The sequence below is a fragment of the Streptomyces sp. NPDC058751 genome (assembly GCF_042746485.1).
Lineage (GTDB): Bacteria > Actinomycetota > Actinomycetes > Streptomycetales > Streptomycetaceae > Streptomyces.
In genome coordinates this window covers 24,881-41,712 of record NZ_JBHYPZ010000017.1, presented here as the reverse complement: position 1 = coordinate 41,712, position 16,832 = coordinate 24,881, and the positions used below count along the sequence as shown (strand labels likewise).

Sequence of the window (16,832 nt, the reverse complement as noted above, 5' to 3'; positions counted from 1 at the left end):
CTTTCCCCCAACCGGGGGCGGCTAACCTTCCAACGGGGACCGCGCCCCCCCCTCCGCGTTTCTTTTCGGCCAGTCGGGTCGGTCTACACCCAGGTATCCAGCCACATCCGTGACCGCCACTGTTCGATCGGGATCGCCGTTCCCGTGTACAGGGGCCAGAAGTAGATGAAGTTCCAGAGGATCAGGAGGACCAGGACGCCCGCTCCGGCCGCGCCGATGACGCGCCGGCGTTCCGCGTAGCCGGGCGGGCCGAGGATCGCGCCGATCATCATCGCCACGGCGAGGCAGAGGAACGGCAGGAAGACGACGGCGTAGAAGAAGAAGATCGTGCGCTCCTGGTACATGAACCAGGGGAGGTAGCCGGCCGCGACGCCGCAGGCGATGGCGCCCGCCCGCCAGTCGCGGCGGAAGGCCCAGCGCCACAGCACGTAGAGGATCGCGAAGCAGGCGGCCCACCACAGCAGGGGCGTGCCGAGCGCCAGCACCTCACGGGCGCACTTGCCGCCGGCGTCGGCGGGGCAGCCGTCCTTGCCGGGCAGCGGGGACTCGTAGAAGTACGAGACCGGGCGGCCCATGACGAGCCAGCTCCACGGGTTGGACTGGTAGGTGTGCGGCGACGACAGCCCGACGTGGAACTTGTAGACCTCGTGCTCGTAGTGCCACAGGCTGCGCAGCCAGTCCGGGAGGAAGGTCCAGTTGCCGCCCCTGCCGTCCGTCGCGGCCCAGTTGCGGAAGTAGCCGCCCTTGCCGTCGTCCGCCGACATGATCCAGCCGGTCCAGGACACCAGGTACACGGACAGCGCGACCGGGACCGTGGCCAGGAACGTGATGCCGGTGTCGTGCCTGAGCGCCGCCAGGTAGGGGTGCCGGGCGCCCGCGACCCGGCGCGAGGCCACGTCCCACAGGACCGCCATCACGCAGAACGCGGCGAGGACGTACAGCCCGTTCCACTTGGTGCCGATGGCCAGGCCCAGCATCAGGCCCGCCGTCCAGCGCCAGGGCCGCCAGCCCAGACGGGTCGTCTCGGCGACGTGCGCGTCGGGACGGGCCGAGCCGTACTCGTCGACGGGCAGCGCGGCGGCCAGCCTGGCCCGCGCCTTGTCGCGGTCCACGACCAGGGCCCCGAAGGCCGCCAGCACGAAGAACATCAGCACACCGTCGAGCAGCGAGGTGCGGCTCATCACGAAGTGCAGGCCGTCCACCGCCATCAGCAGGCCCGCGAGGCAGCCGAGGAACGTCGAGCGGAACAGCCGGCGCCCGATCCGGCACAGCAGCAGCACCGACAGCGTGCCGAGCAGCGCCGTCATGAAGCGCCAGCCGAAGGGGTTGAAGCCGAACATCCACTCGCCGAGCCCGATGACGTACTTGCCGACCGGCGGGTGGACGACGTAGGCGGCGTCGCTCGGGACCCGCACGTTCCCGTTGTTCTGCAGGATCAGACTGTTGGCTTCCTTGGCCCAGTTGACCTCGTAGCCGCGGTGGAAGAGCGCCCAGGCGTCCTTCGCGTAGTACGTCTCGTCGAATATCACCGCCTTCGGACTGCCCAGGTTCCAGAACCGCAGCAACCCGGCGAACAGGGTCACCAGGAGCGGGCCCGTCCAGCCCGACCAGCGGTTGAAACGGTCCGCGACCCCCTGGCGCAGCCCGAGCGCGGCCCAGATCCCGGGGCCTGGCTGGGCGTACGGCGGCACGAGCCGGTCGCGTACATCACTTCGGGGCGGCGCCGTGTAGCCGAAGCGGCGCAGCCTCTGCTGCCACGACGGCCGCTGAGCGTCGGCGGCCTGGCCCTGCCGGGTGTCCGTGGAGGACGCGGTACTGGTCACCGCGCCATCGTAGGGAACAGCTCTGTGGGAGTCCCGTGCATGGGTCCTTCCGGCCGGACGAGCTTGCCGGACCGCACCCCTGCGAGGATGGGACCGTGACAGGAATCCTTGTGTTGGCAGGCACTCCCATCGGCGACATCTCCGACGCACCGCCCCGGCTGGCGGCGGAACTGACCGGGGCCGACGTCGTCGCCGCCGAGGACACCCGCAGGCTGCGCCGGCTCACCCAGGCCCTCGGCGTCCAGCCCACGGGGCGGATCGTGTCGTACTTCGAGGGGAACGAGGCCGCCCGGACCCCGGAACTCGTCGAGGCGCTCGCCGGCGGGGCGCGGGTCCTGCTCGTGACCGACGCGGGGATGCCGTCCGTTTCGGACCCCGGCTACCGGCTGGTCGCGGCCGCGGTCGAGAAGGACATCAAGGTCACCGCCGTCCCCGGCCCCTCCGCCGTGCTCACCGCGCTCGCGCTGTCCGGCCTGCCCGTCGACCGCTTCTGCTTCGAGGGCTTCCTGCCCAGGAAGGCGGGCGAGCGCCTGTCCCGGCTGCGGGAGGTCGCGGAGGAACGCCGCACGCTCGTCTACTTCGAGGCGCCCCACCGGCTCGACGACACCCTCGCCGCCATGGCGGAGGTCTTCGGCACCCAGCGGCGGGCCGCCGTCTGCCGCGAGCTGACCAAGACGTACGAGGAGGTCAAGCGCGGCCCGCTGGGCGAGCTGGCCGCCTGGGCCGCCGAGGGTGTCCGCGGCGAGATCACCGTGGTCGTCGAGGGCGCCCCCGAGAGGGCGGCCGAGGAGCTGGACGCCGCCGAGCTGGTGCGCAGGGTGCGGGTGCGCGAGGAGGCGGGGGAGCGGCGCAAGGAGGCCATCGCCGCCGTCGCCGGCGAGGCGGGGATCCCCAAGCGGGACGTCTTCGACGCGGTCGTGGCGGCGAAGAACGCCGAACGGAGCGGCGCGTGAAGCGGTCCGTGAAGCGGTCCACGGGGAAGGACGCCCGACGAAGCGGCCCATAGAAGGGCAAAGGACTATCGTGAAAAGCAAAGACCAGGCCGTGTGACGGGAGCGTTCCCACAAGGAAAGGCCAAAACGCCTCCAACACTCGACAGGCCGGATGCGTTCGCGCCGGGAGAAGCGTCCACTGGACGAAGGGGCGCACCCGCCCCTCGCCTCCGGCGGGTCGGCGCGGTCCAGGGGAATCCCGCCGACGGAGGTGCTTGTCCAGCGGACAAGAGGAGCTGGCATGAGTGAGACCACAGGACAGCCCGGCGGTGTCGCCGCCGGTCAGGTCACCGAACAGACCGGGCGCCGCGGCACGGCGTCGGCCGTCGTCCACGAGTCGTATTCCTTCGCCTGCATGCGCTGCGGGAACGGCTGGGAGCAGGCGTACGAGATCGAGCACCACCGCGACGCGAAGGGCGCCGAGTACGTGGTGTACGTGGCGGGCGGCGAGGTCGTGCCGTCGCCGCTCAGCCGGCCCACCTGCCTGAACTGCGACAGCCACGTCGTGCGCATCATGCGCGCCGGCCAGGTGTCCTCCGTCCGCGACTCCCTGCTCTCCGCGGCGCCCCGCCACCGGCGGCAGGCACCGCGCCGGTCCGGGGGCGGCCCGGAGGGGGAGACGCAGGCCGGGCCCGCCGACGCGCAGGCCGGGCCCGCCGACGCCTCGAAGGAGCCGCGCCACTGGCACCTGTCGGACCTGCTGCACCCGTTCCAGCACCACCGGGCGGGCTGACCCCGGCGGGCGGGACCCGCGGGACGGCCCGCCCGCTTCCGGCGAGGTGAGGCCGGTCCCCGGAAGGGCCCGCCCGCTTCCGGCGAGGTGAGGCCGACCGCCGGACGGCCCGTCCGCTCCCGCCGGGTGAGACCGGGCGTGCCCCCTTCGTAGGATCGGGGGCATGCCTTCCTCCGCCTCCTCCGCCGCCGACAAGAACGCCGCGCCCCCGCTTCCCGAGCCCCTGCGCGTCCCCGTGGCCGACTCGCACACCCACCTCGACATGCAGTCCGGCACGGTCGAGGACGCCCTCGCCAAGGCCGCCTCGGTCGGAGTCACGACGGTCGTCCAGGTCGGCTGCGACGTGAAGGGCTCACGCTGGGCGGCCGAGACGGCGGCCACGCACGACGCCGTCCACGCCACCGTCGCCCTCCATCCCAACGAAGCGCCCCGCATCGTGCTGGGCGACCCCGACGGCTGGTCCCGGCAGGGAGCCCGGCAGCCGGGCGGTGACGCGGCGCTGGACGAGGCGCTCGCCGAGATCGACCGGCTGGCCGGGCTGCCCCACGTGAAGGGCGTCGGCGAGACCGGACTGGACTTCTTCCGCACCGGACCCGAGGGCATGGAGGCGCAGGAGCGCTCCTTCCGCGCCCACATCGAGATCGCCAAGCGGCACGGCAAGGCCCTGGTCATCCACGACCGCGACGCCCACGCGGACGTCCTGCGGGTCCTCGCCGAGGAGGGCGCCCCGGAGCGGACCGTCTTCCACTGCTACTCGGGCGACGCCGACATGGCCGAGGTCTGCGCCCGCGCCGGATACTTCATGTCCTTCGCCGGCAACATGACCTTCAAGAACGCCCAGCCGCTGCGCGACGCGCTGGCCGTGGCCCCGCTCGAACTCGTCCTCGTCGAGACCGACGCGCCCTTCCTGACCCCCGCGCCGTACCGCGGACGGCCCAACGCGCCGTATCTCATTCCGGTCACGGTGCGCGCCATGGCCGAGGTGCGGGGGATCGACGAGGACACCCTGGCGGCCGCGATCTCGGCCAACACGGCCCGGGCGTTCGATTACTGACCCGCAGCGTTTCCCGGTTCCCTCCCCGGTTGCGCCCGGGTTCCGGGCGAGAAAGAGTCGCGACACGGAGTAGTCGCGCTGCTTTGGAGAGTGACATCGCTCGGTTAGGTTCTGGACGCCCGATCCGGACCCTGGAGCGTGTCGTCATGAGCAGCTCGCGTTACGAGCCGTACAAGACGTACGGACCGACCGGTGGCCCCGAAGCCACCACCGTCGTCATCGGCGTCACCGGCGCCGCCCCGGCCGGTGCGCCCACCGTGCCGGTCTCGCCCGACGCGCCGACCGAGCCCCGCCTGCCGTGTCCGCCACCGGGCCCCCCGGCCGCCGCGCCCCCGGTCGACGGCGCCGGGACCGGGGCCGGAACCGGCACCGGACCCGGCGGAACCACCGACGGGCGGGCCCCGGGGCGCGGTACGGGCGGCCGGGCCGAGGCGCGTCGCGCCGCCCGGCGCAAAGGGTTCCTGGAATGCCCCGACTCCCTGCGCCGACTGCTCCCGCAGGCCCTGGTCGTGGCCTTCCTGGCCGGCGGCACCTCCGCGTTCGTCGCCAACGACAAGGCGGTCGAGCTCAGCGTCGACGGCAGACCGCGCACCCTGCACACCTTCGCGGACGACGTGACCGAACTGCTCGCCGACGAAGGCGTGCAGGTGGGCCCGCACGACATGGTCGCGCCGCCCCCCGGCACCGCCCTCGCCGACGGGGACGAGATCGCGGTGCGCTACGGACGCCCGGTGCACCTCACGATCGACGGGGAGCGGCACAGGGTGTGGACGACGGCGCACACCGTGGACGGGGCGCTCGGCCGGCTGGGGGTGCGCGCGGAGGGCGCCCACCTGTCGGCCTCGCGCTCCCTGCGCATCGGGCGCGAGGGACTGGAGCTCGACGTACGGACCGAACGCGCGGTCACGATCATGGCCGACGGCCGGGCACGGACGATCCGCACCAACGCGGCGAGCGTCGCGGAGGCCGTGCGGGGGGCCGGGATCACCCTGCGCGGACAGGACACGACCTCCGTGCCGTCCGGGAGCTTCCCGCGGGACGGTCAGACGGTCACCGTCCTGCGCGTCACCGGCACCAGGGAGGTCCGCGAGAAACGGATCCCGTTCAAGGTGCGGCGGGTCGACGACCCCTCGCTGTTCAAGGGCGTCGAGGTCGTCGAGGAGCCCGGCCGGTACGGAACACGGCGCCTCACCTACACCCTGCGCACCGTCAACGGGGTGAGACAGCGCCCCCGGCTCGAACGGTCCGAGGTGGTGCGGAAGCCGCGGGCCCGGGTGGTCCGGGTCGGCACGAAGCCGCGCCCGCGGTACCGCGGCGGCGCCGACCACCTGAACTGGGCGGGCCTCGCCGCGTGCGAGTCCGGCGGCCGGCCCCGCGCCGTGGACCCGTCCGGCACCTACGGCGGCCTCTACCAGTTCGACACCCGCACCTGGCGCACCCTCGGAGGCGCCGGACGCCCCCAGGACGCCCCGGCCGCGGAACAGACACGCAGGGCCAAGAAGCTGTACCTGCGCCGAGGGGCGAGCCCCTGGCCCCACTGCGGGCGACGGCTGCACCGCTGACCCCGTCCCCGCGGCCGCACCGCCGGCCCCGCTCCACGGCCGCGCCGCTGCCCCCGCATCGCTGCCCCCGCCCCGCGGCCGCACGCCGGAGACCGTGCCGCGGGGCCGTGGCGCACGGCCGGGGCCCGGCCCCCCGTACCCTTGGCTCGTGAGCAGCCCCACCTCCGACGCCCTCCTGGGCCCCGCCGAGATCCGCGAACTCGCGGACGTCCTCGGCGTACGGCCCACCAAGCAGCGCGGCCAGAACTTTGTGATCGACGCGAACACCGTGCGCCGCATCGTGCGGACCGCGGAGGTGCGGCCCGACGACGTGGTCGTGGAGGTGGGCCCCGGCCTCGGCTCGCTGACGCTCGGCCTGCTGGAGACGGCGGACCGGGTCGTCGCCGTCGAGATCGACGACGTCCTCGCGAGCGCGCTCCCGGCGACCGTCCAGGCCCGTATGCCGCAGCGCGCCGACCGCTTCGCGCTGGTGCACTCGGACGCCATGCACGTGAGGGAACTGCCGGGCCCGCCGCCCACCGCGCTGGTCGCGAACCTCCCGTACAACGTCGCCGTGCCCGTCCTGCTGCACATGCTCGACACCTTCCCGACCATCGAGCGCACCCTCGTGATGGTGCAGGCGGAGGTCGCCGACCGGCTCGCCGCCCCGCCCGGCTCGAAGGTCTACGGCGTGCCGTCGGTGAAGGCGAACTGGTACGCCGACGTGAAGCGGGCCGGCGCCATCGGACGCAACGTCTTCTGGCCGGCGCCCAACGTCGACAGCGGTCTCGTGGCGCTCACCCGGCGCACCGAGCCGATCAGCACGACGGCCACCAAGGCCGAGGTGTTCTCCGCGGTGGACGCAGCCTTCGCCCAGCGCCGCAAGACCCTGCGCGCCGCCCTCGCCGGATGGGCCGGCTCCGCCCCTGCCGCCGAGGCCGCGCTCGTCGCCGCCGGCATCTCGCCGCAGGCCCGCGGGGAGTCCCTGACCGTCGAGGAGTTCGTCCGGATCGCGGAGAACCGCGTGGCGGCGGACCACAGTGACGCCACCGGGAGCGGAGCCGCAGGCCGGCAGTACGCCCCCGAGCCCGCCCCCGAGAACGAGGAGTCGACCCAGCCGTGACGGAGACGGTGACGGTACGCGTCCCTGCCAAGGTCAACGTCCAGCTCGCGGTCGGCGGCGCACGCCCCGACGGCTTCCACGACCTGGCCAACGTCTTTCTCGCGGTCGGCCTGTACGACGAGGTGACGGTCACCCCGGCGGACGAGCTGCGCGTCACCTGCGCGGGCCCGGACGCCGCCCAGGTGCCCCTGGACCGCACGAACCTCGCGGCCCGCGCCGCCCTCGAACTCGCCCGCCGGTACGGCGTCGACCCCGCCGTGCACCTCCACATCGCCAAGGACATCCCCGTCGCGGGCGGCATGGCCGGAGGCAGCGCCGACGGAGCGGGCGCGCTGCTCGCCTGCGACACCCTGTGGGGCACGAACGCCCCGCGCGAGGAACTCCTCGACATCTGCGCCGAGCTGGGCAGCGACGTGCCGTTCTCCCTGGTGGGCGGGGCGGCCCTCGGCACCGGCCGGGGCGAGAAGCTGCGCCTCCTGGAGGTCGGCGGGACCTTCCACTGGGTGTTCGCGATGGCCGAGCGGGGCCTGTCGACCCCGGCGGTCTTCCGGGAGTTCGACCGGATGAACGAGGGCCGGGACGTTCCCGAGCCGGTCGCCTCGCAGGACCTGCTGGACGCGCTGGCGAAGGGCGACGCCGAAGCCCTCGCCCAGGCCGTCTCCAACGACCTCCAGCCCGCGGCCCTCTCCCTCTTCCCGGCCCTCGCCGACACCCTCGCGGCGGGCCGCGCGGCGGGCGCGCTCACCGCGCTCGTCTCCGGGTCCGGCCCGACCACGGCGTTCCTCGCCCCGGACGCGGAGTCCGCGCAGGCCGTCGGCCGGGCGCTCCTCGCCTCGGGCACCTGCCGGGCGGTCCGCGTCACGCGGTCGCCGGCGCCCGGAGCGACCGTGCTCGGCTGAGGGGATGCGGAACGCGCGGCGGGGGACGTCCGCCGCGCGGACTACCCTTGAGGGTCGATCGTCCCCCTTGTTCAGGAGAGAAATGGCCGTCAACCTGGTCAATGTCGAGTCCGTCAGCAAGGTGTACGGCACCCGTGCACTGCTCGACGGAGTCTCCCTCGGCGTCAGCGAGGGGGACCGCATCGGTGTCGTCGGCCGCAACGGCGACGGCAAGACCACGCTGATCCGCATGCTCGCCAAGCTGGAGGAGGCCGACACCGGCCGGGTCACCCACTCCGGCGGCCTGCACATCGGCGTGCTCACCCAGCACGACTCGCTCGACCCCACGGCCACCGTGCGCCACGAGGTCATCCGGGACATGGCCGACCACGAGTGGGCGGGCAACGCCAAGATCAGGGACGTGCTGACGGGCCTCTTCGGCGGTCTCGACCTGCCCGGCTTCCCGCAGGGCCTCGACACCGTGATCGGCCCGCTCTCCGGCGGCGAGCGCCGCCGCATCGCGCTGGCGAAGCTGCTCATCGAGGAGCAGGACCTGATCGTCCTCGACGAGCCCACCAACCACCTGGACGTCGAGGGCATCGCCTGGCTCGCCCAGCACCTGCGCGAGCGCCGCTCCGCCCTGGTCTGCGTGACGCACGACCGCTGGTTCCTCGACCAGGTCTGCACCCGCATGTGGGACGTGCAGAAGGGCGCGGTCTACGAGTACGAGGGCGGCTACTCCGACTACGTGTTCGCCCGCGCCGAGCGCGAGCGCATCGCCGCGACCGAGGAGGTCAAGCGGCAGAACCTGGTCCGCAAGGAGCTGGCCTGGCTGCGGCGCGGCGCACCCGCCCGCACCTCCAAGCCGCGCTTCCGCGTCGAGGCCGCCAACGAGCTGATCGCCGACGTGCCGCCGCCCCGCGACAAGAGCGAGCTGATGCGGTTCGCCAACTCCCGGCTCGGCAGGACCGTCTTCGAGCTGGAGGACGTGACCGTGCAGGCCGGGCCCAAGGTCCTGCTCAAGCACCTCACCTGGCAGCTCGGCCCCGGCGACCGGATCGGCCTGGTCGGCGTCAACGGCGCGGGCAAGACCTCCCTGCTGCGCGCCCTCGCCGAGGCCGCCCGCACCGAGGGCGAGAAGCAGCCCGCGGCCGGCCGGATCGTCACCGGCAAGACCGTCAAGCTCGCCTACCTCTCCCAGGAGGTCGGCGAACTCGACCCCACCTGGCGGGTCCTCCAGGCCGTCCAGTCCGTCCGCGACCGCGTCGACCTCGGCAAGGGACGCGAGATGACCGCGGGGCAGCTGTGCGAGACGTTCGGCTTCAACAAGGAGAAGCAGTGGACCCCGGTCGGGGACCTCAGCGGTGGTGAGCGCCGTCGGCTGCAGATCCTGCGCCTGCTGATGGACGAGCCCAACGTCCTCTTCCTCGACGAGCCCACCAACGACCTCGACATCGAGACCCTCACCCAGCTGGAGGACCTCCTCGACGGCTGGCCCGGCTCCATGATCGTGATCTCCCACGACCGCTTCTTCATCGAGCGCACCACGGACAACGTGTTCGCGCTCCTCGGCGACGGCACCCTGCGGATGCTTCCGCGCGGTATCGACGAGTACCTGGAGCGGCGCAAGAAGATGGAGGAGGCGGCCGCGGCCACCGTGCTCGCCGCCGCCCCCGCCCCGGCGAAGACCGCGTCGGCCGCCGACGCCCGCGCCGCGAAGAAGGAACTCCAGAAGATCGAGCGGCAGCTCGACAAGATCTCCGAGAAGGAGACGAAGCTGCACGCCCAGATCGCCGACAACGCCACCGACTTCGGGAAGGTCGCACAACTCGACGCCGAACTGCGCGGGTTGGCGGGCGAGCGGGAGGAACTGGAGATGCGCTGGCTGGAGCTGGCGGAAGACGCCTGACACGCAGGAGCGGCCACCCGGCCCCGGCGGGCACCGACGCACGGTGCCCGCCGGGGCCGCGGCGGTCCCGGCGGGTGGCGCGCCCAGGAGCGCGGGGGTGTCGCGCGCCCGGCGCGTACGCCCGGCGCGTACACCGCCCGTTCCCTACGTTTGGCGCATTTGTCCGGTGCCGCACGTCCCCGACGCCCGTCCGGCGTGCGTGGCCGGCGCGCACGGCCCGCCAGAAGGGCTCGCAAGTCCCTTAAGGCGCCCCCGAGTTGTCGAAAGCGCTCCCGCCGGGCCCGTCCCGCGGTGGTGAACTCACCCCGGGCGCCCGGCGTGAAGGGCCCGTGAAGACGCGTAACGACGGCATCACAGCCCGGTCCTCCCTTGGGAACAGGGCGCACACCGGCCCCCTGTCCGCGCCCCCCAGAGTGATAGAAAGAGCGGTCTGAGAACAGTCTGAGATCCACCGGACGAGGCGCGAATCCGGCGCCACCGGTGGGGGGTCACATCAGTGAAGAGGGGGACGCGCTGATGAGTCAGCCGCCGAGTCAGCCGCCGCAGGGCGGTTTCGGAGCACCGCAGGAACAGCCGTCGACGGGTGGTGCCGGCACCTCGCCGGACCCGCGCTCACAGGCCGGCTTCGGTGCACCCCAGGGCGCGCCACAGGGCACGCCCCCCAACACGCCCCCCGCGCCCCAGGGCACGCCCCCTCCTCCCGCGCAGCCGCCCCAGGGCACCCCGCCCCCGCAGCCCGGCTACGGATACCCGCAGCAGCCCGGCCCCTACACCCAGCAGGGCCCGTACGGACAGCCGCAGCAGCCGGGGCCCTACGGCCAGCCCGGGCCCTACGGATACGGGCAGCAGCCGGGGTACGGCTATCCGCCCCAGGCGCCGTACCCGGGCGCACCCGGCGTCCCGCAGCCCGGCGGCGGCCCGAAGAACCCGTTCAAGGGGAAGCCCGCGCTCGTCATCGCCGCCGCGGTGGCGGGTCTGCTCGTCGTCGGCGGCACCGTATGGGCCGTCACGAGCGGCGACGACGACAAGAAGCCCGTCGCGGAGCACAGCACGAGCCCCAGCCCGTCCGCGTCCTCGCCCGCCTCCGACGCCCCGGTCAACCCCGGCGACGGCAGCGGTGACGGCGGCGAGGAGGACGACGACCTGAACGCCGACCGCAAGGCGGGCGAGGCGAAGGTCCTCTGGTACAAGTCGGCCCCCGACGCGCCCGGTTCGGGCGCCGAGGCCGCCGGGATGTGGATCACCGACAAGACGGCGGTCAAGGCCGCGTACAAGCAGCTCTTCGCGTACGGCGTCGAGGACGGGAAGCCCGTCTGGGACGCCCTGGCGTTCCCGGAGAAGATCTGCGCGGCCACCCCGCAGAAGACGGCCGACGACAAGATCGTCATCGCCTACATGAGCAGTTCCTCCAGCAGCGCGAAGTGCAACCAGCTCCAGCAGGTCGACCTGAACACCGGCGCCAAGGGCTGGAGCGCGAAGGTCGCGGACGGCGAACTGTTCGACAGCACGCTCTCGCTCGAACTGTCCCTCACCGGGAAGACGCTGACGGTCGGCCGCTCGATGTCGGGCACGGCCTACGACGTCACCAGCGGCAAGAAGCTGTGGGACAAGAAGAAGTACGGCACCAGTTGCTACCCGGCGGGATTCGCGGGCGGCTCCAAGCTGCTGGCCGTCTCGGCCTGCGGGGCGGGCACCAGCACCGAGCACGACGAGGTGCAGGAACTGGACCCGGCCACCGGCAAGGCCCGGTGGACGACGAAGATGCCCAAGGGCTGGCGGGTCGGACGCGCCTACTCCGTGGACCCGGTCGTGCTCTACCTGACCAACGACACGAAGAAGACGGTGAACGTCACCGCGCTGAACGACGACGGCAAGCTGCGTTCGCAGCTCAAGAGCGACGACGGCCTCGCGCCCGAGTGCGGCTTCGCGATCCTCGCCCGCGAACTGACGGGCTGCTTCGGCGCGGTCGCCGACGCCGACACGCTCTACCTGCCGACCGAGGCGAAGACCGGCCCCAACGAGATCGTCGCGTTCAGCCTGGCGACCGGCAAGGAGAAGTGGCGCGTCAAGTCCCCGACGGACGCGACGATGATGCCGATGAAGACGGAGGGCGGCGGGCTCATCGCCTACGTCGAGGCGTCCTACGACGGCGGTGGCCGCGTGGTGTCGATCCCGACGGGCGGCTCCGGCCACACGCCCGTGAAGCTGCTCCAGAACCCGCAGGGCACCGCGGCCATCGAGTCCGGCTTCTACTCGAAGGCCGTCGATTTCGTGGACGGACGCTTCTACATCTCCACGACCCGGCTGACGGGCAACGACGAGGCGAAGGAGAAGCTCATGCTGGCCTACGGCAAGTGACCGACGCCCCCGTCCCGTTTCCCCGCGTCCCGTACGCGCACAGGCCCGCCGTCCCCACGCATTCCGAGGTATTCACGTCATGAGCCAGCCCCCGCCGCCGAACGAGCCCCCGAAGGGCTTCGGCGCACCGCAGGAACCCTCCCCGGGCTCTCAGGAGAGCCCGAGCGGGGAAGCCCCCGAGCCCGGCGGTTCCGGCGCACCCCAGGACGCGCCGGCACAGGACGCGTCCGCACAGGGCGCGCCCGTGCAGGACACGCCCACGAAGACCTTCGGCGCGGTGAAGGACACGCCCGCGCAGGGTTCCGGCGCATCCCAGGACGCGCCCGCGCAGGACGCGTCGGCACAGGACGCGCCGGCACAGGACGCGCCCGTGCAGGACACGCCCACGAAGACCTTCGGCGCCGTGCAGGCCCCGCCCCCGCAGGACGCGTCCGCGCAGGCCGCCCCGCCCGCACCGGGCTTCGGCGCACCCCAGGACCCGCCCCCGCAGGCCGCCCCGCCCGCACCGGGCTTCGGCGCTCCGCAGGACGCGCCCGCGGGCGGTTTCGGTCCGCCGACGCCTCCGCCGGCCGCCGCGGGTCCCGGCTACGGCTACCCCCACCCCCAGACGCCCCCGCCCGCGTCCCCGCAGCAGCCGTACGGCTATCCGCAGACGCCGCCCCCCGGACAGCCGGGCCACGGCTACGGCTACCCGGCCCAGCCGGGCTACGGCTACCCGGGCCAGCCGCAGGCTCCGTACAGCGCCGCGGGCCAGCCGAGCCCGTACGGCTACCCGCAGCCGCAGACCATGCCGATGCAGCCGCAGGCCCCGCAGGGGAGCGGCGGCAAGCTCAACAGCCAGCTGCTCATCATCGTGGCGGCCGTGGTGGCCATCGCGCTGATCGTCGGCGGCGGTGTCCTGTACTCGCAGAACTCCGGCAAGGACGACACCCGCAACGCCGGGGGCACGAGCGGCGGCACCGGCGGCAAGGGCGGCGACGGCAAGGACGGCGACAAGAAGGGCGGCGACGGCGGCGAGAAGGTCCCGGCCGACACGAGTTCCGCGCTGCTGTTCCAGATCCCCGCGCCGGCCGTGCCCAAGGGCGTCACGAGCGTGACGACGTCCGGCTCCTGGCTCACCGACGAGGTGTACGCCAAGACCGGCAACGCCGAGATCAACGGCTACGACCCGAGCACCGGCGCCAAGACCTGGACGATCAAGCTCCCCGGCCCCGTGTGCCAGGCCAGCCGGCACAGCACGGACTCCAACCGCTCGGCGATCATCTACGAGCCGGCCATGCCCACCAAGACGCAGCCCTCGCACGGGTGCACCCAGCTCGCGGCCATCGACCTCGACGCGGGAGCGAAACTCTGGACCCGGACGGTCAAGTCCGGTGACCAGGAGATCAACCTCGACAACGTGACGATCAGCGGGAACACGGTCGCCACGGGCAGCACGGGCGGCGGCGGCGCGTTCGACATCTCCACCGGCAAGGCGCTGTGGGCGCCGAAGTCGGGCGACACCTGCTACGACTCCGGCTACGGCGGCGGCGAGAAGCTGGTCGCGGTCCGCAAGTGCGGCGAGTACGGCAGCACGCGCCAGCTCCACATCCAGACCATCGACCCGAAGTCCGGGAAGGTCGTCTCCGAGTACAAGATGTCGCCCGGCATCGAGTACGCGAGCGTCGTCTCCACCGACCCGCTGGTCGTGGCGGCCGACGTCGGCGACTCCGCCGGTGACGGCAGCGGCATCTCGGACTTCTTCTCCATCGACAACAAGACCGGCAAGCTGCGCGCGAAGATCTCGGCGCCCGGCGAGACGTACGCGGCCAAGTGCGACGGCATCACCAGGATCGAGTTCTGCAAGTCGCTCGCCGTCGGCAACGACAGGCTGTACATCCCGACGGAGGAGCACGAGGGCACCGGCGACTACAGCCGGACCAACGAGATCGTCGCCTTCGACCTGGCCACCGGGAAGCAGACCGGCCAGCGCGCGGACGCGGGCGACGGCTACAGCATCACCCCGCTGCGCATGGACGGCACCAGCCTCCTCGCGTACAAGCGGCCGCCGTACGACAAGGGCGGGCAGATCGTCTCCATCGACGGAACCTCCTTCAAGGAGACGAAGCTGATGGAGAACCCGGCCACCCAGTCGACGCGCGACGCCGAGGCGAGCATGCTCCCGGACTACGCCGAGATCCTCTACCGCGACGGCCGGCTGTACATGGCCCAGGTCTACGCGGACAAGCCGACCTCCGCGACGGACAAGGACTACCTGGCGATCGCCTTCGGAACGAAGTAACCGTCACCTTTCGAGTGAACCGAAGTGATCACCTTCGAAAGAATGCGGTGATCGGTTCTCCGGATCGATTTGTTCGGCCGAAACACCGTGTGCGGCCCCGTCCCTGGTCAGGGGCGGGGCCGCACGCGTACCCCGCATCACTTCCTATTGGGTGGGATTTCGATATTCCGGGGCACTTCTCTCCAGTAGGGGAAGCGCAACGTCGAACAAGCGTGTAGCTTCCGGGGGATGGAGAGCCGGGGGGCTCCTATATCCACGGGGAACCAGTGGGGATGCTTGGGGGGACTGGGGGGTTGCCTGATGGGAGTCCGGCTCATGGTGGTCGATGACCACCGACTGCTCGCCGAGGCGCTGGCCTCGGCACTGAAGCTGCGCGGGCACCGGGTGCTCGCCGCGGCGGCGCCCGCCGCGGGGGCGGCGGAACTGGTGATCACGAGGGCGCCCGAGGTGTGCCTGATCGGTACGGCGACACCCGCCGAGCCGGGGATCTTCGACCCGGTGGTGCGGATCAAGAAGGAGCGCCCGCAGGTGGCGGTGCTGGTGCTCGGGCCGGTGCCGAACCCGCGCGGGATCGCCGCCGCGTTCGCCGCCGGCGCCTCCGGCTACGTACGTCATGACGAGCGCATCGAGGGGGTCGAGCGCGCGATCATGAAGGCGAGGGCGGGTGAGGCGGCCGTGGCCCCGCAACTGCTCCAGGGCGCCTTCGGCGAACTGCTCAATCCCGCCGCCCAGCCCGACGACGAGGGACAGCGGCTGCTCCAGATGCTCACGCCCCGCGAGGTGGAGGTCCTGGTGCGGGTCGCCGACGGCGAGGACACCAGGCTCATCGCGGCCGGCATGGGCATCGCCCCGTCCACGGCCCGCACGCACGTCCAGCGGGTCCTGATGAAACTGGGCGTGGGCTCCCGCCTGGAGGCGGCGGCGCTCGCGGCCCGCACGGGACTCCTGGACCGGGCGGGTCCGATCCCGGCCCAGACCCCGCGCGGGTACACGGACAACACCCGCTGAGACGTACGGGGTCCACGAGTCCCGGGGCTACGGGGAGGGGGGCTTCCCCTCCTCGAAGCTCGCGAAGTACGCGGCGGCCATGTCCTCGTCCCCGTGGCCGAGGGTGCCGGCGCGACGGAAGCGTTCGGCGGCGGCCTCGGCGACGTCGAGCCGCACGCCGTTCCGTCGCCCGGCCTCCACGATCAGGCGGGCGTCCTTTTCTGCGGTGGTGACGGCGAAGCTGGCCGGGGACAGCCGGTCCTCCAGGACGAGGGCTGCCTTGGCGTGCAGATAGCCCATGTCGAGCGGCCCGTCCGCGATGAGGCCGAAGAAGTCCTGCGGGTCCACGCCGAGGCCCTTGGCCAGGGCGAGCGTCTCGCCGGTCGCGGCGGTGGCGGCGAGGACCCAGCCGTTGGCGACGAGCTTGAGCCGGGTGGCGCTGCCCGCCGCGCCGTCCTCGCCGGTCCACACCGTGCGGGCGCCGACGGCGTCGAAGACGGGCGTCACGGTGTCGCGGGCCGTGCTCGGGCCGGCGGCGAGCACGGTGAGCTGCCCGGCCTCGGCGGGGGCGCGCGTCCCGAGGACGGGCGCGTCGAAGAAGACGAGCCCGTGTGCGGCGGCGAACCCGGCGAGCTCGCCGATCGCCTCGGTCCCGGCGGTCGTGGACTGCACCCAGACGGCCCCGCTCCGCAGCCCCGGTTCCGCCCGGCGCATGACGTCGAGGACGGCGGGGCCGTCGTGGAGCATGGTCAGGACGACGTCGGCGCCCCGCACGGCCTCCTCCGGGGTGTCCGCGACGTGCGCGCCGTCGGCGGCCAGCGGCTCGGCCTTGTCCCGGGTGCGGTTCCAGACCCGGACGCCGTGCCCGGCCCGGGCGAGGCTACGGGCCATCGCGGCCCCCATGATCCCGGTGCCGAGAACGCTGACGGTGAGTTTGTCGGTCATGGGGCTCAGCCTTCCACGCCGGTCCCGTTCTTTATGTGGTTCAGGAAGTGGACGAGGACACCGGGGGCTGTCGATATGCGGGTGGCGGGGGTGTCGCTCTCACGGAGGTAGGCGGTGCCGGGGGTGGTGGCGAGTTCGAGGCAGTTGTTGCCGTCCCCGCTCCCGGAGAACGACGACTTCTGCCAGTTGTCGGGGCTGGTCACGGCAG

The 16,832-nt window shown here is 72.7% G+C and carries 13 protein-coding genes; 10 read left to right on the top strand and 3 right to left on the bottom strand.

Annotated features, from left to right (window positions below):
- Positions 1 to 83: 83 nt before the first annotated feature.
- Positions 84 to 1,823 (bottom strand): dolichyl-phosphate-mannose--protein mannosyltransferase, encoded by a 1,740-nt coding sequence (locus tag ACFW6B_RS17540; RefSeq protein WP_386596878.1) that lies wholly within the window; start codon positions 1,821 to 1,823, stop codon positions 84 to 86.
- A 95-nt stretch (positions 1,824 to 1,918) separates the two neighbouring features.
- Here ACFW6B_RS17540 and rsmI point away from each other — a divergent pair, with 95 nt between their 5' ends.
- From rsmI to ACFW6B_RS17490, 10 genes are all read left to right on the top strand, one after another.
- On the top strand, positions 1,919 to 2,776 hold the full coding sequence (gene rsmI / locus ACFW6B_RS17535; RefSeq protein ID WP_386596876.1) for a 16S rRNA (cytidine(1402)-2'-O)-methyltransferase: 858 nt from the start codon (positions 1,919 to 1,921) through the stop codon (positions 2,774 to 2,776).
- A 280-nt stretch (positions 2,777 to 3,056) separates the two neighbouring features.
- Positions 3,057 to 3,548: a hypothetical protein gene (locus ACFW6B_RS17530; RefSeq protein WP_386596873.1), complete on the top strand. Its 492-nt coding sequence runs from the start codon at positions 3,057 to 3,059 to the stop codon at positions 3,546 to 3,548.
- Positions 3,549 to 3,711: 163 nt separating this feature from the next.
- Entirely contained in the window at positions 3,712 to 4,602 is an 891-nt protein-coding gene (locus ACFW6B_RS17525; RefSeq protein WP_386596871.1) for a TatD family hydrolase, read from the top strand.
- Between the two features lie 146 nt (positions 4,603 to 4,748).
- Positions 4,749 to 6,164 carry a ubiquitin-like domain-containing protein gene (locus ACFW6B_RS17520; protein WP_386596868.1) on the top strand — a complete coding sequence of 472 codons (1,416 nt, stop codon included), beginning with the start codon at positions 4,749 to 4,751 and terminating at the stop codon, positions 6,162 to 6,164.
- Positions 6,165 to 6,312: 148 nt separating this feature from the next.
- Positions 6,313 to 7,266: a 16S rRNA (adenine(1518)-N(6)/adenine(1519)-N(6))-dimethyltransferase RsmA gene (rsmA, locus tag ACFW6B_RS17515; protein WP_386596866.1), complete on the top strand. Its 954-nt coding sequence runs from the start codon at positions 6,313 to 6,315 to the stop codon at positions 7,264 to 7,266.
- Positions 7,263 to 8,165 (top strand): 4-(cytidine 5'-diphospho)-2-C-methyl-D-erythritol kinase, encoded by a 903-nt coding sequence (locus tag ACFW6B_RS17510; protein ID WP_386596864.1) that lies wholly within the window; start codon positions 7,263 to 7,265, stop codon positions 8,163 to 8,165. Before rsmA ends, ACFW6B_RS17510 begins: the two co-directional genes overlap by 4 nt.
- A gap of 82 nt (positions 8,166 to 8,247) precedes the next feature.
- Positions 8,248 to 10,053 carry an ABC-F family ATP-binding cassette domain-containing protein gene (locus ACFW6B_RS17505; RefSeq protein WP_386596862.1) on the top strand — a complete coding sequence of 602 codons (1,806 nt, stop codon included), beginning with the start codon at positions 8,248 to 8,250 and terminating at the stop codon, positions 10,051 to 10,053.
- Positions 10,054 to 10,569: 516 nt separating this feature from the next.
- Positions 10,570 to 12,411 carry a PQQ-binding-like beta-propeller repeat protein gene (locus ACFW6B_RS17500; RefSeq protein WP_386596858.1) on the top strand — a complete coding sequence of 614 codons (1,842 nt, stop codon included), beginning with the start codon at positions 10,570 to 10,572 and terminating at the stop codon, positions 12,409 to 12,411.
- Between the two features lie 79 nt (positions 12,412 to 12,490).
- On the top strand, positions 12,491 to 14,692 hold the full coding sequence (locus ACFW6B_RS17495) for a PQQ-binding-like beta-propeller repeat protein (protein ID WP_386596856.1): 2,202 nt from the start codon (positions 12,491 to 12,493) through the stop codon (positions 14,690 to 14,692).
- A 300-nt stretch (positions 14,693 to 14,992) separates the two neighbouring features.
- A complete protein-coding gene (locus ACFW6B_RS17490; protein ID WP_386596853.1) occupies positions 14,993 to 15,700 on the top strand; it encodes a LuxR C-terminal-related transcriptional regulator in 708 nt (235 codons plus the stop codon).
- Positions 15,701 to 15,727: 27 nt separating this feature from the next.
- On the opposite strand, the gene ACFW6B_RS17485 is transcribed toward ACFW6B_RS17490, so the two are convergent.
- Together ACFW6B_RS17485 and ACFW6B_RS17480 are read right to left on the bottom strand one after the other, a co-directional pair.
- Positions 15,728 to 16,624: an NAD(P)-dependent oxidoreductase gene (locus ACFW6B_RS17485; protein ID WP_386596851.1), complete on the bottom strand. Its 897-nt coding sequence runs from the start codon at positions 16,622 to 16,624 to the stop codon at positions 15,728 to 15,730.
- Between the two features lie 5 nt (positions 16,625 to 16,629).
- Positions 16,630 to 16,827 carry a DUF397 domain-containing protein gene (locus tag ACFW6B_RS17480; protein ID WP_386596849.1) on the bottom strand — a complete coding sequence of 66 codons (198 nt, stop codon included), beginning with the start codon at positions 16,825 to 16,827 and terminating at the stop codon, positions 16,630 to 16,632.
- Between the last annotated feature and the right edge of the window lie 5 nt (positions 16,828 to 16,832).